General features: G+C 68.6%; 23 protein-coding genes. 14 read left to right on the forward strand and 9 right to left on the reverse strand.

What is annotated here, in order from left to right:
• Positions 1–72 precede the first annotated feature (72 nt).
• Together BST38_RS11560 and BST38_RS11565 are read left to right on the forward strand one after the other, a co-directional pair.
• A complete protein-coding gene (locus BST38_RS11560) occupies positions 73–1,215 on the forward strand; it encodes a uroporphyrinogen-III synthase (protein ID WP_083143437.1) in 1,143 nt (380 codons plus the stop codon).
• Positions 1,212–1,952 (forward strand): sirohydrochlorin chelatase, encoded by a 741-nt coding sequence (locus tag BST38_RS11565; protein ID WP_083143438.1) that lies wholly within the window; start codon positions 1,212–1,214, stop codon positions 1,950–1,952. The genes BST38_RS11560 and BST38_RS11565 overlap by 4 nt, the downstream gene beginning before the upstream one ends.
• A gap of 3 nt (positions 1,953–1,955) precedes the next feature.
• Here the strand turns inward: BST38_RS11565 and fdxA are convergent, their stop codons facing one another.
• From fdxA to nirB, 3 genes are all read right to left on the reverse strand, one after another.
• Positions 1,956–2,309, reverse strand: coding sequence for a ferredoxin (gene fdxA / locus BST38_RS11570; protein ID WP_083143439.1), 354 nt, complete (start codon positions 2,307–2,309; stop codon positions 1,956–1,958).
• Positions 2,310–2,440: 131 nt separating this feature from the next.
• The gene (nirD, locus tag BST38_RS11575) at positions 2,441–2,788 is read right to left on the reverse strand and encodes a nitrite reductase small subunit NirD (RefSeq protein ID WP_083143440.1); all 348 of its coding nucleotides are present in this window, start codon (positions 2,786–2,788) and stop codon (positions 2,441–2,443) included.
• A gap of 4 nt (positions 2,789–2,792) precedes the next feature.
• Positions 2,793–5,336, reverse strand: a complete 2,544-nt coding sequence (nirB, locus tag BST38_RS11580) for a nitrite reductase large subunit NirB (protein WP_083143441.1) — start codon at positions 5,334–5,336, stop codon at positions 2,793–2,795.
• Positions 5,337–5,538: 202 nt separating this feature from the next.
• On the opposite strand from nirB, the gene BST38_RS11585 reads away from it, so the two are divergent.
• From BST38_RS11585 to BST38_RS11595, 3 genes are all read left to right on the forward strand, one after another.
• Positions 5,539–5,970, forward strand: coding sequence for an Hsp20/alpha crystallin family protein (locus tag BST38_RS11585; RefSeq protein WP_083143442.1), 432 nt, complete (start codon positions 5,539–5,541; stop codon positions 5,968–5,970).
• Between the two features lie 61 nt (positions 5,971–6,031).
• Positions 6,032–6,463, forward strand: coding sequence for a hypothetical protein (locus tag BST38_RS11590; RefSeq protein WP_083143443.1), 432 nt, complete (start codon positions 6,032–6,034; stop codon positions 6,461–6,463).
• Between the two features lie 87 nt (positions 6,464–6,550).
• Positions 6,551–7,003, forward strand: coding sequence for a universal stress protein (locus BST38_RS11595; protein ID WP_083143444.1), 453 nt, complete (start codon positions 6,551–6,553; stop codon positions 7,001–7,003).
• A gap of 15 nt (positions 7,004–7,018) precedes the next feature.
• On the opposite strand, the gene BST38_RS11600 is transcribed toward BST38_RS11595, so the two are convergent.
• Positions 7,019–7,774: an isocitrate lyase/PEP mutase family protein gene (locus tag BST38_RS11600; protein WP_083143445.1), complete on the reverse strand. Its 756-nt coding sequence runs from the start codon at positions 7,772–7,774 to the stop codon at positions 7,019–7,021.
• Positions 7,775–7,894: 120 nt separating this feature from the next.
• On the opposite strand from BST38_RS11600, the gene BST38_RS11605 reads away from it, so the two are divergent.
• From BST38_RS11605 to BST38_RS11625, 5 genes are all read left to right on the forward strand, one after another.
• Complete coding sequence (locus tag BST38_RS11605; RefSeq protein ID WP_494337773.1) at positions 7,895–8,197, forward strand: Rv0250c family protein; 303 nt, start codon at positions 7,895–7,897, stop codon at positions 8,195–8,197.
• Positions 8,198–8,272: 75 nt separating this feature from the next.
• Positions 8,273–9,094, forward strand: a complete 822-nt coding sequence (gene sdhC / locus BST38_RS11610) for a succinate dehydrogenase subunit SdhC (protein ID WP_083143446.1) — start codon at positions 8,273–8,275, stop codon at positions 9,092–9,094.
• 32 nt (positions 9,095–9,126) lie between these two features.
• On the forward strand, positions 9,127–11,049 hold the full coding sequence (locus BST38_RS11615) for a fumarate reductase/succinate dehydrogenase flavoprotein subunit (protein ID WP_083143447.1): 1,923 nt from the start codon (positions 9,127–9,129) through the stop codon (positions 11,047–11,049).
• 4 nt (positions 11,050–11,053) lie between these two features.
• Positions 11,054–11,809, forward strand: a complete 756-nt coding sequence (locus BST38_RS11620) for a succinate dehydrogenase/fumarate reductase iron-sulfur subunit (RefSeq protein ID WP_083143448.1) — start codon at positions 11,054–11,056, stop codon at positions 11,807–11,809.
• A gap of 56 nt (positions 11,810–11,865) precedes the next feature.
• Positions 11,866–12,264, forward strand: a complete 399-nt coding sequence (locus BST38_RS11625) for a hypothetical protein (RefSeq protein WP_181792093.1) — start codon at positions 11,866–11,868, stop codon at positions 12,262–12,264.
• Here the strand turns inward: BST38_RS11625 and BST38_RS11630 are convergent, their stop codons facing one another.
• Complete coding sequence (locus BST38_RS11630) at positions 12,265–12,786, reverse strand: Lrp/AsnC family transcriptional regulator (RefSeq protein ID WP_272818846.1); 522 nt, start codon at positions 12,784–12,786, stop codon at positions 12,265–12,267. It abuts the gene before it with no gap.
• Between BST38_RS11630 and BST38_RS11635 the strand changes: the two genes are divergently transcribed.
• The 3 genes from BST38_RS11635 (at position 12,785) to BST38_RS29005 (ending at position 15,277) form a co-directional block, all read left to right on the forward strand.
• Positions 12,785–14,527: an acyl-CoA dehydrogenase family protein gene (locus BST38_RS11635; RefSeq protein ID WP_083143450.1), complete on the forward strand. Its 1,743-nt coding sequence runs from the start codon at positions 12,785–12,787 to the stop codon at positions 14,525–14,527. The two genes, BST38_RS11630 and BST38_RS11635, sit on opposite strands and share 2 nt — an antisense overlap.
• Before the next feature lie 113 nt (positions 14,528–14,640).
• Positions 14,641–15,057 carry a rhodanese-like domain-containing protein gene (locus BST38_RS11640; RefSeq protein ID WP_083143451.1) on the forward strand — a complete coding sequence of 139 codons (417 nt, stop codon included), beginning with the start codon at positions 14,641–14,643 and terminating at the stop codon, positions 15,055–15,057.
• A gap of 58 nt (positions 15,058–15,115) precedes the next feature.
• Positions 15,116–15,277, forward strand: coding sequence for a hypothetical protein (locus BST38_RS29005; RefSeq protein ID WP_104864526.1), 162 nt, complete (start codon positions 15,116–15,118; stop codon positions 15,275–15,277).
• Between the two features lie 33 nt (positions 15,278–15,310).
• On the opposite strand, the gene BST38_RS11645 is transcribed toward BST38_RS29005, so the two are convergent.
• Both BST38_RS11645 and BST38_RS11650 read right to left on the reverse strand, forming a co-directional pair.
• On the reverse strand, positions 15,311–15,811 hold the full coding sequence (locus BST38_RS11645) for a flavin reductase family protein (protein ID WP_083143452.1): 501 nt from the start codon (positions 15,809–15,811) through the stop codon (positions 15,311–15,313).
• Positions 15,808–16,779: an isopenicillin N synthase family dioxygenase gene (locus BST38_RS11650; protein ID WP_237160761.1), complete on the reverse strand. Its 972-nt coding sequence runs from the start codon at positions 16,777–16,779 to the stop codon at positions 15,808–15,810. Before BST38_RS11650 ends, BST38_RS11645 begins: the two co-directional genes overlap by 4 nt.
• A 100-nt stretch (positions 16,780–16,879) precedes the next feature.
• On the opposite strand from BST38_RS11650, the gene BST38_RS11655 reads away from it, so the two are divergent.
• Complete coding sequence (locus BST38_RS11655) at positions 16,880–17,536, forward strand: GAP family protein (protein WP_083143454.1); 657 nt, start codon at positions 16,880–16,882, stop codon at positions 17,534–17,536.
• A gap of 12 nt (positions 17,537–17,548) precedes the next feature.
• Here the strand turns inward: BST38_RS11655 and pe are convergent, their stop codons facing one another.
• Positions 17,549–18,679: an acyltransferase PE gene (gene pe, locus BST38_RS11660; RefSeq protein WP_083143455.1), complete on the reverse strand. Its 1,131-nt coding sequence runs from the start codon at positions 18,677–18,679 to the stop codon at positions 17,549–17,551.
• A gap of 24 nt (positions 18,680–18,703) precedes the next feature.
• Positions 18,704–20,449 carry an AMP-binding protein gene (locus tag BST38_RS11665; protein ID WP_083143456.1) on the reverse strand — a complete coding sequence of 582 codons (1,746 nt, stop codon included), beginning with the start codon at positions 20,447–20,449 and terminating at the stop codon, positions 18,704–18,706.
• Between the last annotated feature and the right edge of the window lie 20 nt (positions 20,450–20,469).

The raw sequence follows: 20,469 nt of genomic DNA on the forward strand, positions 1-20,469 counted from the left end.
CTCAACGGCCGCGACACGGCCGTGCAACGGCTGCTTAATCGCACCGAAACACGGGCTGCATAGACAGGGGGCATGAGTGAGCCGGACTGGGCGCCGCTCACCGGATTCCGGGTTGCGGTCACCTCCGCGCGGCGCGCTGACGAACTGAGTGCGCTGCTGCGGCGCCGCGGCGCGACGGTGACCAGCGCCGCAGCGATCGAGATGGTGCCGCTGCCCGACGACGACGAACTGCGGCAGCGGACGCAGTCGCTGATCGACGTGCCGCCCGACATCGTCATTGCGACCACCGGCATCGGGTTACGGGGCTGGATCGCCGCCGCCGACGGCTGGGGCATGGCCAACGAACTGACCGCCGCGCTGAGCAACGCGCGGATCGTGTCGCGGGGTCCGAAGGCGACCGGTGCGCTGCGCGCCGCCGGGCTGCCCGAGGAGTGGTCCCCGGAATCGGAGTCCTCCCGCGAGGTGCTGCTCTACCTCCTCGAGGGCGGTATCGCCGGGATGCGGATCGCGGTACAGCTGCACGGAGCCACCGCGGACTGGGATCCGTTCCCGGAGTTCCTCGACGAATTGCGCGCGGCGGGAGCCGAAGTCGTGCCGATCCGGGTGTACCGGTGGCATCCGGCGCCGCGCAACGGGGAGTTCGACCAGCTGGTCGCGGGCATCGCCGAGGAGAAGTTCGACGCGGTCAGCTTCACCTCGGCACCCGCGGTCGCGTCGGTGCTGATGCGGGCCACCGAGATGGGGATCGAGGCGCAGGTGCTCTCGGCGCTGCGCAACAACGTGCACGCGATGTGCGTCGGGCCCGTCACGGCACGCCCGCTGGTCCGGCTCGGTGTCCCGACCTCGGCGCCGGAACGGATGCGCCTCGGGGCGCTGGCCCGACACATCACCGACGAGCTTCCGCTGCTGCAGGCGCGCACCGTGCGGGTGGCCGGGCACCTGCTGGAGATCCGCGGCAACTGCGTGCTGGTCGACGGCGTGGTCAAGGCGCTGTCGCCGGCGGCGATGGCGACCATCCGGGCGCTGGCACTGCGGCCGGGTGCGGTGGTGTCGCGCACCGACCTGCTGCGAGCGCTGCCGGGCAGCGGCACCGACACCCACGCCGTCGAGACGGCGGTGCTGCGGCTGCGGACCGCGCTGGGCGACAAGAAGATGGTTTCGACCGTGGTCAAGCGCGGCTACCGGCTGCCCGTCGACGAGGCGTGCGCGTCATGAGCCTGCTGCTGGTCGCCCACGGCACCCGCAAACCGCGCGGGGTGTCGCTGATCGGCGACCTCGCCGCGCAGGTCTCCGCCGCGCTACAGCGGCCGGTGCGCGTCGCGTTCGTCGACGTCCTCGGCCCGACCCCGTCGGAGCTGCTGCGCGCGGAACCCCACCGCCCGACCGTGCTGGTCCCTGCGTTCCTGTCCCGCGGCTACCACGTCAGCCGCGACATCCCGTCACACATCGAGGACAGCCGGCACCACGACGTCACCGTGACCCGGGCGCTGGGACCCGACCCGGCGCTGGTCCGGGTGCTCGTCGACCGGCTGATCGAAGCCGGTTGGCACCCCGACGATTCGGTGATCCTGGCGGCGGCGGGGACATCCGATCCGGCGGCGATGCACGACCTGCACACCACGGCGACGTGGCTGTCGGCGACGCTGGGCTCGCGGGTCGAGCTCGCGTTCGCCGCGACCGGGGAGCCGCGCATCGCCGACGCGGTCGCACGTCTGTCACACCGCGGCAGGCGTGTCGTGGTCGCGTCATATCTGTTGTCGGAGGGCCTGTTCCAGGACCGGTTGCGTGACAGCGGTGCCGACCTGGTGACCGATCCGCTGGGCACGCATCCCGGGGTGACCCGGTTGATCGTCAACCGCTTCCAGCGGGCCGGCTACGACACCCGCGCCGAAATGGCATTCCCGCAGCGGACGTTCGAGTACGCACCTGCTGGAATGCAATTTCGGCGCTGAGCGTCAGGGGTGTGCGGTCGTCGACGGCGGCAGCGAGGCCACCAGCGGCGTGTCGGCGCCGACCCGGCCCAGCGTCGAGGCGCCGCCGGGATCGCCGAGCGGCGCGTCGCGGCCGGGCAACGTCGTGGTGAAGAACTCGGCGTTGTCGGCCAGGAACGCCAGTTCCTCGTCGGGAAGGTCGGTCTCGTAGTAGATCGCGTCCACCCGGCACGCGATGCGGCAGGCGCCGCAGTCCACGCATTCGTTGGGGTTGATGTACATGGCGCGGTCACCCTCGTAGATGCAGTCCGCAGGGCACTCCTGCACACAGGACTTGTCGACGATGTCCACGCACGCGCTACCGATCACGTAGGTCATGGCCCAACCGTAGGAGCCGACCGGTGCACTCGTCAGGGGCCGAAAGTCCCTAGTTAGGTCACGACGAGATTGCGTCTACGCAGGCGTCCACTCGAAAAACCGCTGCTGGAATGCAATTTCGGCGGAGTCTGTCAGGTGCCGATCTGGACGTCGCCGTCCGGGGTGATCCGCGTCGCATACACCGGCAGGCAGTGATCAGGGTTGTCGAGGCAGCTGCCGTCGTCGAGCGCGAACGCCTGCTTCTTGATCGGCGACTGCACGGTGGCACGCCCGGCGCGGTCGCCGACGATGCCCCGCGACATCACCGCCGCACCGGAGAACGGGTCGATGTTGCCGACCGCGCGCAGGGTGCCGTCGTCGAGCCGGAACAGCGCGGCCTGCGCGCCGCCGGGCAGCAGCACCCCGACCCCGCGGTTCGGGATCAAAAAGTCATACCGGCAGGCCGTCGTCCACACCTGCGTCTCGTTGATCACGGTCACGGGTCTACCTCCCCACCTTCGGCATGCCGATCGGCACCTTGCGGCCCGAACGGTGTTCGAACTGGATCGTCGGGTCGGGCACCTCGGGGGCGTTCACGAACGACACGAACCGCGACAGCTTGTCGGGATCGTCCAGCACACCCTTCCACTCGCACGCGTATCCGTCGACGTGGCGCTGCATCGCGGTCTCGAATTCCGCTGCCAGACCGAGGGAGTCGTCGCAGATGACCTCGCGCAGATGATCGAGGCCCATCTGCTCGACCCACGGCGCCGTGCGCTGCAGCCGGTCGGCGGTGCGGATGTAGAACATCAGGAACCGGTCGATGTAGCGCACCAGCGTCTCATCGTCGAGATCACCGGCCAGCAGCTGGGCGTGTTTCGGGGTCATGCCGCCGTTACCGCCGATGTAGAGGTTCCAGCCGGTCTCGGTCGCGATCACGCCGACGTCCTTGCCGCGCGCCTCCGCGCACTCCCGGGCGCAGCCGGACACCCCCATCTTGATCTTGTGCGGGGCGCGCAGGCCCCGGTAGCGCATTTCGAGGTCGATGGCCATCTGTACCGAATCCTGCTGCCCGTAGCGGCACCAGTCACTGCCGACACAGCTCTTCACGGTGCGCAGCGACTTGCCGTACGCCTGGCCGGATTCCATTCCGCCCTCGACCAGCCGGCGCCAGATCTCGGGCAGCTGGTCGACCCGGGCGCCGAACATGTCGATGCGCTGGCCACCGGTGATCTTGGTGTACAGACCGAAATCCTTGGCGATCTGCCCGATCAGGATCAGGTGCTCCGGGGTGATGTCCCCGCCGGGAACCCGCGGCACCACCGAATAGCTGCCGTTGCGCTGGATATTGGCCAGGAAGTGGTCGTTGGAGTCCTGCAGCGAGGCCTGCTCACCGTCGAGGATGTGCTCGGAGCTGGTCGACGCGAGGATCGATGCGACGACGGGCTTGCAGATGTCACACCCTTTCCCGGTGCCGAACCGTTCGATCAGGCCACTGAACGTGCGAATGGAAGTGGCACTGACGATCTCGAACAACTCGGCCCGCGAGTGGGAGAAGTGCTCGCACAACGCCTTCGACTGTTCCACCCCCTCGGCGTCGAGCAGCTGCTTGAGCAGCGGCACGCACGACCCGCACGACGTCCCGGCCAGGGTGCACTTCTTCAGATCGGCGACGTCGCAGCAGCCGCCGGCGATCGCGTCCGTCAGGTCGCCCTTGGTCACGTTGTTGCACGAGCAGATCTGCGCCGCCGGCGGCAGCGCGCCGACACCCAAAGCGCCTCCGCCGCCCTCGGATCCGGCAGGGGTGATCAGTGCCAGCGGATCGCCGGGCAGCTGCTCGCCGACCATCGGGCGCAGCACCCCGTACGCGGACGCGTCACCAACGAGGATGCCGCCGAGCAGGGTCTTGGCATCGTCGGACAGGATCAGCTTCGCGTAGGTCTGGTTCACGGCGTCGTTGACCGCGACCGCCAGGCTGTCCGGGGTGGTGCCCATCGCATCGCCGAAGCTCGCCACGTCGACACCGAGCAGCTTGAGCTTGGTCGACATATCGGCCTCGGGGAATTCGGCGGCGCCGCCGAGCAGCCGGTCGGCGACCACCTCGGCGCTGGTGTAGCCCGGACCCACCAGCCCGTAGCAGCGTCCTTCGATCGCGGCGACCTCGCCGATCGCGTAGACGGCGGGATCGCTTGTCACACAGGATAGGTCGGTGAGCACCCCGCCGCGCTCGGCGAGCTCCAGGCCTGCCTCGCGAGCCAGTTCGTCGCGCGGGCGTACCCCGGCGGCGAACACGATGACCCCGGCGTCGATGTACGTGCCGTCGCTGAGCGTGACGCGCATCGAGTCGTCGTCGGCGGAACGGCGCAGCGGGCGGTTGCGCTGGGCGGGTTTGATGGATTCGGTGCCGACGTCGGTGTGCACCATGATGCCGAGCTCGGTGATCATCCGGCCCAGCAGCGCCCCGCCGGCCTCGTCGAGTTGCTGGGCCATCAGCCGCGGTGAGCGCTCGATGACGTGAGCGGTCAACCCGAAGCCGCGCAGCGCGTTGGCGGCCTCCAGGCCGAGCAGGCCGCCACCGACCACGACACCGGCGGCACTGCCGATGTCGAGGCCGCGCCGGGCCGCGGCGCGGATGTCGTCGAGATCGTTGAGGGTGCGGTAGACGTGGCAGCCGGGCAGATCCCGTCCCGGGACGGGCGGCACGAACGCGTACGAGCCGGTCGCCAGCACGAGCGCGTCGTAACCGATCCGGGTGCCGTCGGCGGTGGTGACCACCTTCGCGTCCCGGTCGATCGCCACCGCTTTCTGCCCGAGCCGCAGATCGACGAGGTCGTCGTCGGCGTACCGGTTGCCGGGCAGCGCCAGCAGGGACCGGTCCCAGTGCTCGGTGTATCCGGTGAGGCCGACGCGGTCGTAGGCCGCATCGGTTTCCTCGGCCAACACGGTGACCCGCCAACTGCCCGCGCTGTCTCGTGACCGCAGGGCTTCGACGAACCGGTGACCGACCATGCCGTGGCCGACGACCACGACGTGCGAGTTTGACGCCATGACCGTCACGCTAGGAAACCGATATTGCTGTTGTGTCGCCTCGTGTGAAGCCCCCATCACGGTGTGCTCACCTACTCGGCGAGCACCCTGTGAGGCAGTTCGCCGACAGCGAACGGCCAGCTGGAACATGAGCGTGGGTGACTCAAGTTCTATCGGGTGACACCGGCACAGACCGGTCAGGACTGAAGGAGACGGAGAGATCATGAGCAACTTGATCCTGCGGACGCGGCCGGCCTTCGACACGGAGCGCTTCGTCCGTGAGTTCTTCGGCCCGGTCACCGCTGGCGAATGGGCCAAAGGAATCAACCCGGCCGTTGAGGTGGATCGTGACGGCGAGGACGCGGTGATCCGGGTCGACCTGCCCGGTGTGGACGTCGAGAAGGACGTCACCGTCGAGGTCGACCGCGGCCGGCTGGCGATCCGAGGTGAACGCCGCGACGAGCGCGCCGAGGAACGCGACGGCCGCCGGGTCAGCGAGGTGCGGTACGGCTCGTTCCACCGCTCGTTCGCGCTGCCGGTCCACGTCACCAACGACGCGGTATCGGCCGGCTATGACGCCGGCGTGCTGACGGTCCGCGTCGCCGGCGCACACAAGGGCGCCGAACCGCACCGGGTGGCGATCGAAGCCAAGTAATCCGCCCGAATCAGTACCGGTGGGAACCTCGCGGTTCCCACCGGTTTACTGTGCAGTCCCTATGGACACCCCGCTGGCCCTCGACACCGCGCTGACCGTGCTCGCGGCCGGCCTGATCTTCGTGTGGGCGTTGACGCTGGGCATCTGGAAGTACCGCCAGATGGCCACCAGCCCCGACCATCTCGCCCACCCGTACGTCGACATCGCGCACCGCGCGGCACTGCTGTACTCCTTCGCGACGATGCTGCTGGCGGTGTTCGTCGAGTTGAGCGCATGGCCGGCCTGGGTCGACCTGGCCGCGGCCGCGGTGGTGGTCGCGTTCTTCGTGCTGGCCATCGCCACCTATGTCGTCCACGGCATCCGGCGCGACACCACCAACCAGTTCGAGCGGGTGGACACCACCGTGCGGGTCGCGATGGCCGCGCTGATCGTCGGCGAGATCGGCGGTACGGCGGTGCTGGTCGCGGGGTTCGTGACTGCCCAGTTCTTCTAGGGGCCAGTCGGCCCGTCGCACGCCCCTGTCGCCAAACAGTGAACATATGTACACTCGCCGTGGCGCCAACTCAGTGGGGAGATCACCGTGGCGGACTACCGGACCATCGTCGTCGGCACCGACGGCTCGGAGACCTCACTGCGAGCGGTCGACAAGGCAGCGGCCATCGCCGCCGACAACGGGGCCAAACTCATAGTCGCCACCGTGTTTTCGGCACGACAACGCCCGGCGGCCGCCCCCGACCCCGACCAGCCCGGCCGGGAGGACTACCGCACCGAGGGCGACGCGCCGGTCTATGACCTGCTGCACGACGCGGCGTCCCGGGCCCGCGCGCACGGCGCCGACGATGTCCACGAACGCGCGGTCGAGGGTGTGCCGGCCGAGGCGCTCGTCGCGCTCGCGGACGAGGTCGGAGCGGACCTGCTGGTGGTCGGCAGCGTCGGCTACAACTCGGTGGTCGGCCGGCTCGTCGGCTCGGTGCCGCGCCTGGTCCGGCGACGCGCCGGGACCGAGGTCATGGTCGTCGACACGTCGGAGTGAGCCGGACGCGGCCGGTCAGATCCAGCGCGCCAGAAGTTCCTTCGAGCGCTCGGCCAGCGCCGCCTGCCAGAACGGGCCGAAGCTGATCCGCGCGACACCGAGCGGCCCGTAGGACGCCGGGTCGGACTGGTCGGGCCTGGCGATCGCGTTGACCGGAAGCGGCAACTCGGAGGTCAACCGCCGCATGACTTCCGGCGGATGCACCCCGACCGGATACAGCACGTCCGCGCCGGCGTCGGCGGCCTCCTTCAGCCGGGCGATCGCCCGGTCCACCCGGTCGGCCTCGTCACCGTCCTGGCGCAGGAACAGATCCGTCCTGGCGTTGACCACGACGCGCACCCCCGCCTTGTCCGCGGCGGCCCGCAACCCGCCGACGAGTTCGGCGTGCTCGGCCGAGGAGCGCAACCGGCCGCCCTCGCCGTGCACGGTGTCCTCGATGTTGAGCCCGACCGCGCCGACCGACAGCAGACCCTCGATCAGCCGCTCCGGCGCCTCGCCGTAGCCGGATTCGATGTCCACCGACAGCGGCACGTCGACGGCGGCGGTGATCTGCGCGACGCGGGTCAGCACGTCGTCGAACACCATCCCCTCGTTGTCCTCCTTGCCGATGGAATCGGCCAGCGGATGGCTGCCCGCGGTCAGCGCCGCAAACCCGGCGTCCACCGCCAGCCGCGCCGACCACGCGTCCCACACCGTCGGCAAAACGACCGGGTTCCCGGGTTGATGCAGGGCCAGCAACGCCTCGGCGCGGCCCTTCAAAACGTCATTCATGCCATTGCCCTCCGTGTTCTCCAGTCATCAAAGTGATCTGTCTCACGCTTTGCAACGGTGATTTAGCTAGCATCAGTTGCGTACTGTGATCCATGACACCCTTCAGCCCAAGGAGGTCGCTTGTCCAGCACCAGCACCACCGAACTCGCCCAGCTTCACGACCTGATCGGGAGCATGCGGCGATGCGTCACGTCACTGGCGTCGCGATACGGGGACAGCCCTGCCACCCGTCGCATCGTCAACGACGCCGAACGCCTACTCAACGACATCGACCGTCTCGACATCGATGCCGAGGAGCTGGAACTCGCGCGAGGTGTCAGCCGGCACCATCACGTCGCCGAGCGCATCCCGATTCCAGACACCCAGTACGACACCGACTTCTGGCGCGGCGTCGACGACGAGGGTCTCGGCGGCACCCGCTGAGGCCGTGCGTGCCGCCCTTCTGACCCCAGAAGAGCGGCACGCATTCGGGGGACATAACTTCATCGAAAGGTAACCGTGAGCGCACCTACCGCCGACCGCAAAGCGACCGGCGTCTTCTCGCCTGGCCGTGCCCAAATCGCGCAGCGCACGCTCCGCACCGACCGGTGGTGGATGTCGCCGCTGATCGTCAATCTGGGCTTCGCGTCGTTCATCATCTACGCGACCGTCCGGGCCTTCATGCAGAAGTGGTACTACGTCGAGGAGTACGGGTACCTGACGCCGTTCTACTCGCCGTGCGTGTCGACCGGCTGCATCCCCGAGGCCAGCCACTTCGGTCAGTTCCTGCCGGACTGGCCGATCCTGCCCTACGCGGCGCTCTCCCTGCCGTTCCTGTTGCTGTTCCGGCTGACCTGCTACTACTACCGCGGCGCCTACTACCGCTCGGTGTGGCAGTCCCCCACGGCCTGCGCGGTCGCCGAACCGCACGCCAAGTACACCGGCGAGACGCGCATGCCGCTGATCATCCAGAACTCGCACCGCTACTTCTTCTACATCGCCGCGATCATCTCGGTGATCAACACCTACGACGCGATCGTCGCGTTCCACAAGCCCGACGGCGGTTTCGGTTTCGGGCTCGGCAACCTGGTGCTGCTCATCAACGTGATCCTGCTGTGGACGTACACGCTGTCGTGTCACTCCTGCCGCCACGTCGCCGGCGGACGGCTCAAGCACTTCTCCAAACACCCGGTGCGCTATTGGATGTGGACCCAGATCAGCCGCCTCAACGTCCGGCACAAGATGTACGCCTGGATCACCCTCGGCACGCTGATGTTCACCGACTTCTACGTCATGGCCGTCTCGGCCGGATGGTTCCCTGACCTCAGATTCATTGGCTGACAACTTAATTCAGAAAACAGTAAGGATTCTTAATGGGTGACCTGGAACGGCACGAGTACGACGTCGTCGTGATCGGTGCCGGGGGCGCGGGACTGCGAGCGGTGATCGAGGCCAGGGAGCGGGGTCTGCGGGTCGCGGTGGTGACCAAGTCGCTGTTCGGCAAGGCCCACACCGTGATGGCCGAGGGCGGCTGCGCCGCGGCCATGCGCAACGTCAACACCAAGGACTCGTGGCAGGTGCACTTCGGTGACACCATGCGCGGCGGCAAGTTCCTGAACAACTGGCGGATGGCCGAACTGCACGCGCAGGAGGCCCCCGACCGGGTGTGGGAGCTGGAAACCTATGGCGCACTGTTCGACCGCACCAAGGACGGCAGGATCAGCCAGCGCAACTTCGGTGGCCACACCTATCCGCGGCTGGCGCACGTCGGTGACCGCACCGGCCTGGAGATCATCCGCACGCTGCAGCAGAAGATCGTGTCGCTGCAGCAGGAGGACAAGCGCGAGCTCGGCGACTTCGATGCCCGCATCCGCGTCTTCCACGAGTGCTCGATCACCGAGATCATCAAGGAGAACGGCCGGGTCGCCGGCGCGTTCGGCTACTACCGCGAGACCGGCAAGTTCGTGCTGTTCGAAGCGCCGGCCATCGTGCTGGCCACCGGCGGCATCGGCAAGTCGTTCAAGGTGTCGTCGAACTCCTGGGAGTACACCGGCGACGGGCACGCGCTGGCGCTGCGCGCCGGCTCGGGCCTGATCAACATGGAGTTCATCCAGTTCCACCCGACCGGCATGGTGTGGCCGCTCTCGGTGAAGGGCATCCTGGTCACCGAGGGCGTGCGCGGCGACGGCGGAGTCCTGAAGAACTCCGAGGGCAAGCGCTTCATGTTCGACTACATCCCCGACGTGTTCAAGGGGCAGTACGCCGAATCCGAGGAAGAGGCCGACCAGTGGCTCAAGGACAACGACTCCGCCCGCCGCACCCCTGACCTGCTGCCCCGCGACGAGGTGGCCCGCGCCATCAACGAAGAGGTCAAGAACGGGCGCGGAACCCCGCACGGCGGTGTGTATCTCGACATCGCGTCGCGGATGCCCGCCGAGGAGATCAAGCGGCGGCTGCCCTCGATGTACCACCAGTTCATCGAGTTGGCCGAGGTCGACATCACCAAGGATGAGATGGAGGTCGGTCCGACCTGTCACTACGTGATGGGCGGTATCGAGGTCGACCCGGATACCGGCGAAGCCGCCACCCCCGGCCTGTTCGCCGCGGGCGAGTGCTCGGGCGGCATGCACGGCTCGAACCGGCTCGGCGGGAACTCCCTGTCGGATCTGCTGGTGTTCGGCCGCCGTGCCGGACTCGGTGCCTCGGATTACGTCCGCTCGCTCGACAACCGGCCCGCGGTCACCGACGCGGCACTGCAGCGCGCAGAGCAGTTGGCGCTGCTGCCGTTCGAACCCAAGGCCGACGCCGAGAATCCGTACACGCTGCACGCGGAACTGCAGGAGTCGATGAACGACCTCGCCGGCATCATCCGAAAAGAGAATGAGCTGCACGAGGTTCTCGCCAAGATCGACGAGCTCAAGAAGCGCTACCAGAACGTCGTCGTCGAGGGTGGCCGCATCTTCAACCCCGGCTGGCATCTGGCCATCGACATGCGCAACATGCTGCTCGTCAGCGAGTGCGTGGCCAAGGCGGCGTTGCAGCGCACCGAGAGTCGCGGCGGACACACCCGCGACGACTACCCCAAGATGGACTCGCACTGGCGCAACAAGCTGCTGGTGTGCAAGACCGTCGGAGGCGGGGACGAACCGGGCGATCCGATCATCCCGGAGGTCTCGGTGACGGTGGAACCGCAACCGCCGATGCGGCCGGATCTGCTCGCGACCTTCGAGCTGTCCGAATTGGAGAAGTACTACACGCCAGAGGAATTGGCCGAACACCCGGAACAGAAGGGCTGAATCGATGGCTGCCTACAACGCGAAGCTCCGGGTCTGGCGCGGCGACGACACCGGCGGCGGGCTGCAGGATTTCACCGTCGAGGTCAACGAGGGTGAGGTCGTGCTCGACATCATCCACCGGCTGCAGGCCACCCAGACGCCCGATCTCGCGGTGCGGTGGAACTGTAAGGCCGGCAAGTGCGGATCGTGTTCGGCGGAGATCAACGGGCGGCCGCGGTTGCTGTGCATGACGCGCATGTCGACGTTCGGGGAGGACGAGGTCGTCACCGTCACGCCGCTGCGGACGTTCCCGGTGATGCGCGACCTGGTCACCGACGTGTCGTTCAACTACGAGAAGGCCAGGGAGATCCCGGCGTTCGCGCCGCCGAAGGATCTTCAGCCGGGCGAGTACCGGATGGCCCAGGAGGACGTGAACCGGTCGCAGGAGTTCCGCAAGTGCATCGAGTGCTTCCTGTGCCAGAACGTCTGCCACGTGATCCGTGACCACGAGGAGAACAAGGAGGCGTATGCGGGTCCGCGCTACCTGATGCGCCAGGCCGAACTGGACATGCACCCGCTCGACACCCACGGCCGGCGCGCCGAACAGGCCCAGGACGAGAACGGGCTGGGGTTCTGCAACATCAACAAGTGCTGCACCGAGGTGTGCCCCGAACACATCAAGATCACCGACAACGCGTTGATCCCGATGAAGGAGCGCGCCGCCGACCGCAAGTACGACCCGCTGGTCTGGTTGGGCGACAAGCTGTTCCGCCGGGGCTGAGGCAGTTGCCTGACGCAGGGGCCGACGACGACACCGAGCGTGCCGTCGTCGGCTCGCTGCGCACCGAGGACAGCTACGTCGTCGCCGGGTCGGTCACGACGGCAGGCAGCGCCGTCGTCGCCGGGTCCGTCGCGACGGCAGGCAGTGCCGTGGTGGTCAACTCGATCGCCACGGCGGGCAGCGCCGCGGTGGCGGGGTCGATTGCGACGGCCGGCAGTGCCGCAGTGGCCGGTTCGATCGCGACGGCCGGCAGCGCCGCCATCGCGGGCAGCATCCTGGTCGTGCTGTCGCTCGCCTGCAAGGGTTGCCTGGCGTGCCTGGGCTGCATCGCGTGTGTGAAATGCAAGGCGTGCGTGGGGTGTATCGACTGTGAGGACTGCATCGGCTGTGTCGGCTGCATCAACTGCACCGGCCTGCGCGGCGCGGTCGGCCTGCGCAACGTGCACGCCGCCTGATCAGGCCGGCCCCAACGTCCGCCGGGTCAGCGGGCTGGAGTAGACGACGTTCGTCGTGATGGCGCCGAGGGTGGCGAGCCGGCCGGTGAGACGTTCCAGGTCGGACATCGAGCGGGCCAGCACCTTGAGGATGAAACAGTCCTCCCCGGTCACATGGTGGGCTTCGACCACCTCCGGGGTCACCTCCAGCAGATCGTGCAGCGGCTTGTAGTTGCCCGACGGATAGGCCAGCCGGACGAAGGCCATGATCGAGTAGCCGAGCGCGGTGGCAGAGACGGTTGCGGTGTACCCCGTGATCACCCCGGCGTCGACGAGGCGGCGTACCCGGTCGGCCGTCGCACTCGGCGACAGCGACACCCTGCGCGCCAGATCGGCGGTGCTGATCCTGCCGTCGTCCTGCAGCACCTGCAGGATCGCCTCGTCGGTGCGATCCAACGGGATCCGGTCGGTGTCGGCCATACCGCCGATGATTGCACCGAACACCGGTTCGGTGCCTGCGCTCGGGACTAGATTGCCGAGCATGACCCACCCCCGCAGGCTTCTGCTGGACCCGAACAACTTCGACGCCCAACACCTCGATCCGGTATCGCGGCGAAAGCTGCTGGCCTTGATCGACTGGTTCGAGCAGCGGGGCAAGGCCCGGTTGCTGCGCGACGACCTCGACGCGGTGTGGGTGGCGGACTTCCTCGAGTTCGTCAAGAAGGAGCGGTTGTTCGCCACGTTCCTGACCCCGTCGGAGTTCGCCGACGGAGACCCGGACAAGCGCTGGGACACCTCCCGCAATGCGGTGCTCAGCGAGATCCTCGGGTTCTACGGGCTGTCGTACTGGTACGCCGAGCAGGTGACGATCCTGGGCCTCGGACCGATCTGGCAGAGCGACAACGTCAAGGCCAAGGAACGCGCGGCGGCACAGCTGGAGGCCGGTGAGGTGATGGCGTTCGGGCTCTCCGAACGCGCGCACGGCGCCGACATCTACCACACCGACATGCTGCTCACCCCGGCCGGCCCCGGAGACTCCGAGGGCGTGGTGTTCCGGGCGTCCGGCGAGAAGTACTACATCGGCAACGGCAACGTGGCGGGCATGGTGTCGGTGTTCGGGCGGCGCACCGACGTCGAAGGCCCCGAAGGATACGTGTGGTTCGTCGCCGACAGCCGCCATCGCGACTACGAACTGATCGGCAACGTGGTGCACGGCCAGATGTTCGTCAGCAACTTCGCGCTGCGGGACTATCCGGTGCATGAAGAGGACATCCTGACCACCGGCCCCGACGCGTTCTCGGCGGCGCTGAACACCGTCAACGTCGGCAAGTTCAACCTGTGCAGCGGCTCGATCGGTATGTGCGAGCACGCGTTCTACGAGGCGATCACCCACGCCGACAACCGCATCCTGTACGGCAATCCTGTCACCGACTTCCCGCACGTGCGGGCCGCGTTCGTCGAGGCGTACGCCCGGCTGATCGCGATGAAGCTGTTCAGCGACCGCGCCATCGACTACTTCCGCAGCGCCGGCCCGCAGGACCGCCGCTATCTGCTGTTCAACCCGGTGACCAAGTCGAAGGTGACCTCGGAGGGCGAGAAGGTCGTCACCCTGCTGTGGGATGTGCTGGCCGCCAAGGGTTTCGAGAAGGACACCTACTTCTACCAGGTGACCCGGCTGATCGGGGCGCTGCCGCGGCTGGAGGGCACGGTCCACGTCAACGTCGCGCAGATCTTGAAGTTCATGCCGAACTACATGTTCGACCCCGCCGACTACCCGCCGATCGGCACCCGCGACGACGCCACCGACGACGTGTTCTTCTGGTCGCAGGGCCCGGCCCGCGGTGCGTCGAAGGTGCGGTTCGCCGACTGGGCACCGGTCTACGAGCGGCACGTCGGCGTGCCGAACGTCGCCCGGTTCTACGAGCAGGTGCAGGCGTTCAAAGAGGTGCTGACCGTCGCCGCACCGGATGCCGACCAGCAGCGCGACCTGGACTTCGTGCTCGTCGTCGGGCATCTGTTCAGCCTCGTCGTCTACGGGCAGCTGATCCTGGAGCAGGCCGAGATCACCGGGCTCGACCGCGACCTGCTCGACCAGATCTTCGACGTGCAGGTCCGGGACTTCTCGGCATACGCGGTCGCGCTGCACGGCAAGCCGAGCTCGACCGCCGCCCAGCAGGACTGGGCACTGGCCGCGGTCCGCAAGCCCAACCCCGACACCGGCCGCTTCGACCGGGTATGGGAACAGGTCAAGGGTTACTCCGGCGCGTACGTGATGCGGCCCTGAATCCGGGGAAACCACGGCGCCCGCAGCCGAATCCCGGGGATGTGTCGGCATGACGGCCGATCTTCCGAGGATCGTCGGTTCCGCATCCGCGCCGCACCCGGTGGGATCGAGGCATGACAGCAGCCCGGGACTTCTTCGCCGCCAAACTCGCCTACGAGATCGACCCCGCCGACCTCGCCGCGGCCCGCGCGGCGGGACACTCCCCGATCGTCGTCGACACCCGCTCCGCCGAGGCCTTCGACCAGGGGCACCTGCCCGGCGCGCTGCACCTTCCCGGCGGCGAGCTCGCACAGCGTGCCCGCCGCGAACTGCCTGACCGCACCGCCGACGTCGTCGTCTACTGCTGGGGGCCGGGCTGCAACGGCGCGACCAAGGCCGCATACACGCTGAGCGACATGGGATATGACCGGGTCCGCGAACTTCTCGGCGGCTTCGAGTACTGGGCCAGGGAAGGACTGTCCGTCGTCACCGGAGACGGCCGGCGTCACCGCAGGCCGGCCGACGAACTGACCGCGGTCCGGCTCCCGTAGCCGTGCGCAGGCGTACGCTCGGACCCAGCAGCCAAGCCCGTGACGAAAGGCAGCTTTCATGGCGCTTCGACAGCCCCTCAGCATCAACGACATCCGCAGCGCTATCCGTGAATTGAGCGCACGCGCCGACCTGGCCCGCAAGGAGGGCAGGCCGGAGGATGCCGCCGAACTGGAGCAGCGAATCCGCGGCTACCGGGAAGAACTCACCGCCAGGCCCTAGCTTCTGCGGTCTCGCGAGGCGTCCGTCGGCGCGTCAGGCGCCGAGGCGGCGGAATGTGCTGCGATGGAACACGATCGGTGCGACATCCGGATGCACGGTGATATCGGTGACCCGCAGCACCACGATGGTGTGGTCACCGGCCGGCACCAGCTGTTCGATGCTGCTCTCCAGCCACACGCTGGTGCCGTGGATGAACACCGCCCCGCGCTCCGAGGAGGCGGTCTCCAGTCCCGCGAACCGGTCACCGGTCTTGGCGGCCAGTGTGCGCGCGGCCTCGTCGTGCGCCTCGCCGAGGACGCTGATCCCCAGGTACGGCAGGTCCTTCAGGCGCGGCCAGGTCGTCGACGAGTTCTGCACACAGAACGACACCAGCGGCGGATCCAGGGACACCGGGACGAACGTGCTGGCGGCCAGCCCGACGCGGGTGCCGTCCACCTCCGCCGCGATCGCGATGACGCCGGACGGGAAGTGCCCGAAGGCCTCCCGCAACGACGACGGCTCGAGGTTGATCCGCTGGCCCGCTGATCCGCTCATCGTCGCAATCCTTCCACGTACCCGTGTGCGGCGGCCACGTCCGGATGTGCCCGCAGCCTGCTCTTCCATGCGTTGCGACCGTACACGGGGAAGATCTGTTCGTTCGCAGGGTCCGTGCTGATCCCGCGGGCGTCGGCGGCGAGCTCGGCGGGCAGCGTCAGCACCGGCAGCCGCGCGTCCAGCCGGGGATTGAAGAAGTACGGCACCGAGATCCGTTCCCCGGCGTCGGCGAGGTTGACGCGGTGTTCGGTGGCGCGCAGGTAGCCGCCGGTCGCGATCTCCAGCATCTCGCCGATGTTGACGATGAACGCGCCGTCCACCGGGGGTACCTCGACCCATCCGGCGCCGGGGTCGCGCACTTCCAGCCCGTGGCTGCCCGGTTCGGCCAGCAGCAGCGTCAGCACGCCGGCGTCGCGGTGCGCGCCGACACCCTGCGGGCTCTGCGCGTGCCGCGGATACCGCACGACCTTGATCAGGGTGGCCGGTACCTCGGCGAACGCCGCGTCGAACACGTCTTCGGCGCTGCCCAGCGCTGCGGCCCACTGCCGCAACAGCTTCCGTCCGACCTGGGCCAGCGCGGCGTCCCACTCCGCGATGATCGCGGGAAGCTCGGGCAGGGCCGGCGGCCACTGGTTCGGCCCCTGCAGCCGCAGGTAGGGCTCCGCCGGGTCGGGAATCGGGGTGCGCTCGGGGCCGATGTCGATCTGCTCGCGCCAGTCGACCTGTCCGCCGGTCAGCTCGCCACCGAGGCGGGTGTAGCCGCGGAAGTGCGGGCTGCCCACCATCGCGACGGCGTCCTTGTCGGGCTGGGGCAGCGCGAAGAACCGGCGGGCCGCGTCGAGCAGCCGCCCGGTGAGGTCGTCGGAGACGCCGTGCCCGGTCAGGTAGAAGAACCCGACGTCCCGGGCGACCCGGCGCAGCCGGTCGCGTAACGCGGCCGGCTCCTCGCGGAGGTCGATGACGGGCAGCGCCGTCTGCACAGTGCTCACCGGGCCATCTTCGTCCCGCGGCTCTGATCCGGCCAGCGTCCGGATCGGCGTGAACCAAAGCCGGTAACGTGTCGCCATCATGTGGTTCACGCTCCTGGCCATGGCCGTGGCGGTCAGCCTGGAGCCGTTCCGGATCGGGATGACCGCGCTGATGGTCAACCGGCCCCGTCCCGCACTGCAGCTTTTCGCGTTCCTGTCCGGCGGCCTCGCGATGGGACTCGTGGTCGGCATGGTGGTGTTGTTCGCGCTGCGTCCTGCGCTGTCATCGGCACATTTCACGCTGCCCCGGGTGCAGATCGTGGTCGGGCTGGTGGTGTTGTGCACCGCGGCCGTCGTGGGTTCCGGGCTGGTGGGCCGTCCCCGTGACCCGGACCGCGGGCCGGGTTTCGTCGCGACGCACGCGCGGCGCCTCGTCGAGGGCCGATCCTTGTGGACCGCCGCGGCGGTGGGCCTGGGGACCGCGCTGCCGTCCGTCGACTACCTCGCCGCGCTGGCGCTGATCGCGGCCTCCGGAGCGGCGGCCGCCACGCAGTTCGGCGCGCTGCTGGCGTTCAACGCGGTGGCGTTCGCGCTGATCGAGATCCCGCTGCTGTGCTATCTGGTGAGCCCGGACCGGACCCGCACGGCGCTGGCGTCGCTGAACGCCTGGATCCGGGCGCGCGGCCGCTACGGCGTGTGCGCGCTGATGGCCGTGGTCGGCGCGGTGCTGCTGGCCATCGGCCTCGCCGGCCTGTAGCGCCCGGCGGGCTCAGCTCGGCGGGTTGTTCAGCACGTACTGCAGACCCGCGAGCAACTGCGACACCGGGTCGGTGCCACCGCCGAAGGCGGCCTGGGTGGCCGGCGCGGTGACCTCGGCCGGGTCGTAGCCGATGACGTGGTCGACGGTGACCGGCGCGGTGGCCGGATCGTCGTTGCGCGAGTACCCGGCGTCGACGTAGGGCTGCAGCACCCGGTCGAGTTCGATCAGCGTGTCCTTCGGAACCCCGAGGTATTTGAACGGCAGCACCAGCGGCAGATGCTCCTCGGGGATCATCACCGTCGTCGTCTTCGCGCCCCGCGAGTTCACGGTGGTGCGGATGTTGCCCGGTGGGACCATGCTCGGGTTGGTGAACGCGACGGCGGTGTGCCCGGTCGCGAGCCCGACGATCGCGTTGGCGACCGACAGCCAGTTGTCCGGGCGGTCCGGCCAGTCGGCGATGCTGTCGTAGGCCGAGACGAACTGATAGGTGTCGTACTGGCTTTCCACCGGCGCCGGGATGCGGTAGTCCAGCGACGGTACGACGCTGCCGACCGGGAAGTTCTGGGTCAGGAAGCTCTCGCCGAACGCGTGCTTGCCGACGGGGTTGCCGTAGGTGGCGAAGCTCAGCTGATCCGGTGGTGGCGCCGCCGGGTCGTAGGCCAGCCGGGCCTGCACCTCGTCGAGCACCGACGCACCCTCGGACAGGCCGATCGCGGTACCGCGGCCGCCCCGGCGGATCGCATCGATCAGGTTCGGGGCGCCGACGTCGATGGATTCGCCGTAGCTGGGGCCGTCGAGTCCGAGCCCGGGCATGATGCGGTCACCGAACGCCCCGATCCCCGGGAACAGCCGCTCCAGGGTGTGGCCCTGCACCTGACCGGCCGGATAGTCGACGATCTCGCGGTCCAGGCCGGGGAACCAGTCCGCGCCGGTGCGCATGATGTATTCGTCGTACGGGATGCCCAGCACGTGGGCGCCGCCGAGCGCGTACCCGCGGCCCGGGGTGCCCATCGGCATCGGCTGCTCCCCCGGGGTGACCGGGGGTGCGGGCTCGGGTTGGGCCGCGGCGACGCCGAATCCCAGCAGGCCCGCGGCGCCGAGTGTGCCCAGCGCGGTGGCGAATGCGATGTGCCGCCTCATGGTGTTGTCCTGCCTGCCATCTGATCAGGCGTCCAGCCGGTCGAACTGATCTTGGCGGTAGTGGTCGACGCAGGCGGAGCGGCGCACCTTGCCGCTCGTGGTGGTCGGGATCGAGCCGGGCGGCACGAGCACCAGGTCCTCGACGTTGAGACCGTGCGCGTTCGAGATCGCCGAGGTGACGTCGCTTTTCACCTCGTGGAGCCAGCGCGTCGCGTCCTCCCCGGAGTTCTTCTTCAACTCGATGACGGTGACGAGCTTCTCGGTGCTGTTCTCCGGCACCGAGATCGCGGCGACGCGGCCGCGGGTGATGCCGGAGACGGTGGCCTCGATGTCCTCGGGGTAGTGGTTGCGGCCTCGGATGATCAGCAGGTCCTTGATGCGCCCGACGATGAACAACTCGCCGTCGTGGACGAAGCCGAGATCACCGGTGCGCAGCCACGGGCCGTCGGGGGTGCCCGGGGACGGGTCGACGATGGACGCCCCGAAGCACTGCTGCTCATCCGCCGGCCTGCTCCAGTACCCGGACGCGACGTTCTCGCCGTGCACCCAGATCTCGCCGACCGCGTCGGGCGGGCATTCGGTGCGGGCATCCACGTCCACGATGCGCACCAGCGGGGACTGCGGCAGCGTGTAGCGGACCAGCGCGGTGCCCGACGCAGCGGTGCACGGCTTCACCCGGCGCGCGGACAGCTCGTCGCTGTCGAAGCGGGGCTGCGGGGCCGACTCGTCGTAGATGCCGCTGGCCACGAACACCGTCGCCTCGGCGAGCCCGTAGGACGGGCGCAGCATGTTGTCGCGGAAGTTGAAGTGCGCGAAGCGGTCTGCGAAGCGCTCCAGCGTCGCCGGGTTCACCCGCTCGGCGCCGTTGATGATGCCGAGCACGTCACCGAGGTCGAGGCCGGCCAGATCGCTGTCGGTGGTCTTGCGGGCCGCCAGCTCGAACGCGAAGTTCGGCGCCGCCGAGAACGCCTGCGGGTTCTGGGCCAGCGCCCTGACCCAGCGCGACGGTTTCTCCAGGAACGCGACCGGGCTGGTCAGCTTCGCCGGGTGGCCGCCGAGGATCGGCGCGCACACCCCGAGCACCAACCCCATGTCGTGGTAGAAGGGCAGCCACGACACGATCGTCAGGTTCGCCGTCGACTTGATGTGCGGCACCGCGAAGAAGCTGCGCATCAGCTGCTCGTAGTTCGACTGCAGGTTGCGGTGCGAGATCATCACGCCGGTGGGCAGCCGGGTCGACCCCGAGCTGTACTGCAGGTACGCGATGTCGGGTGCCTCGCCGCGCGGCAGCGGCTCGCCGGATGTCTGCGCGTCCAGATCCAGCGAATTCATCTGCAGGATCTTCGGCGCGACCTCCATGCGGGCCTGGTCGACGTAGTCGCCGACGTCCTGGGCGACCGCAGAGGCGGTCAGCACGACCGACGGGGTGGTGTCGGTGAACACCGCGCTGACCCGGTCGTGGTTGGAGCCGCGGTGCGGCAGCGGAAGCGGGACCGCGATCAGCCCGGCCTCCATCGCGCCGAGGAACGCGAGAATGTAGTCGAGACCCTGCGGAGCCAGGATCACCGCACGATCGCCGACGGCGCCGTGTTCGCGAATTGCGCGCGCCACGTTGATCGTTCGCCGGGACAGCTGCGACCAGGTCACGTCCTCGGCGACACCGGCCGGGTCGTCGGCGTATTCGGTGAACGTGAACGCGACGTCGTCGGGGCGCATGCTGGCGCGGCCGTGCAGCATCGAGAGAATCGTCGACTGGGGCGTAGCTGTCACATCACGTCCGTACTGAATCC

Origin of the sequence: Mycolicibacterium parafortuitum (assembly GCF_002086815.1) — a bacterium.
Taxonomy (GTDB): Bacteria; Actinomycetota; Actinomycetes; order Mycobacteriales; family Mycobacteriaceae; genus Mycobacterium; species Mycobacterium parafortuitum.

Coding starts and splice junctions, on each gene's coding strand:
- BST38_RS11560 (WP_083143437.1), top strand. CDS start 73: ATGAGTGAGCCGGACTGGGCGCCGCTCACCGGATTCCGGGTTGCGGTC.
- BST38_RS11565 (WP_083143438.1), top strand. CDS start 1,212: ATGAGCCTGCTGCTGGTCGCCCACGGCACCCGCAAACCGCGCGGGGTG.
- fdxA (WP_083143439.1), bottom strand. CDS start 2,309: ATGACCTACGTGATCGGTAGCGCGTGCGTGGACATCGTCGACAAGTCC.
- nirB (WP_083143441.1), bottom strand. CDS start 5,336: ATGGCGTCAAACTCGCACGTCGTGGTCGTCGGCCACGGCATGGTCGGT.
- BST38_RS11585 (WP_083143442.1), top strand. CDS start 5,539: ATGAGCAACTTGATCCTGCGGACGCGGCCGGCCTTCGACACGGAGCGC.
- BST38_RS11590 (WP_083143443.1), top strand. CDS start 6,032: ATGGACACCCCGCTGGCCCTCGACACCGCGCTGACCGTGCTCGCGGCC.
- BST38_RS11600 (WP_083143445.1), bottom strand. CDS start 7,774: ATGAATGACGTTTTGAAGGGCCGCGCCGAGGCGTTGCTGGCCCTGCAT.
- BST38_RS11615 (WP_083143447.1), top strand. CDS start 9,127: ATGGGTGACCTGGAACGGCACGAGTACGACGTCGTCGTGATCGGTGCC.
- BST38_RS11620 (WP_083143448.1), top strand. CDS start 11,054: ATGGCTGCCTACAACGCGAAGCTCCGGGTCTGGCGCGGCGACGACACC.
- BST38_RS11635 (WP_083143450.1), top strand. CDS start 12,785: ATGACCCACCCCCGCAGGCTTCTGCTGGACCCGAACAACTTCGACGCC.
- BST38_RS11630 (WP_272818846.1), bottom strand. CDS start 12,786: ATGCTCGGCAATCTAGTCCCGAGCGCAGGCACCGAACCGGTGTTCGGT.
- BST38_RS11640 (WP_083143451.1), top strand. CDS start 14,641: ATGACAGCAGCCCGGGACTTCTTCGCCGCCAAACTCGCCTACGAGATC.
- BST38_RS29005 (WP_104864526.1), top strand. CDS start 15,116: ATGGCGCTTCGACAGCCCCTCAGCATCAACGACATCCGCAGCGCTATC.
- BST38_RS11645 (WP_083143452.1), bottom strand. CDS start 15,811: ATGAGCGGATCAGCGGGCCAGCGGATCAACCTCGAGCCGTCGTCGTTG.
- BST38_RS11655 (WP_083143454.1), top strand. CDS start 16,880: ATGTGGTTCACGCTCCTGGCCATGGCCGTGGCGGTCAGCCTGGAGCCG.
- pe (WP_083143455.1), bottom strand. CDS start 18,679: ATGAGGCGGCACATCGCATTCGCCACCGCGCTGGGCACACTCGGCGCC.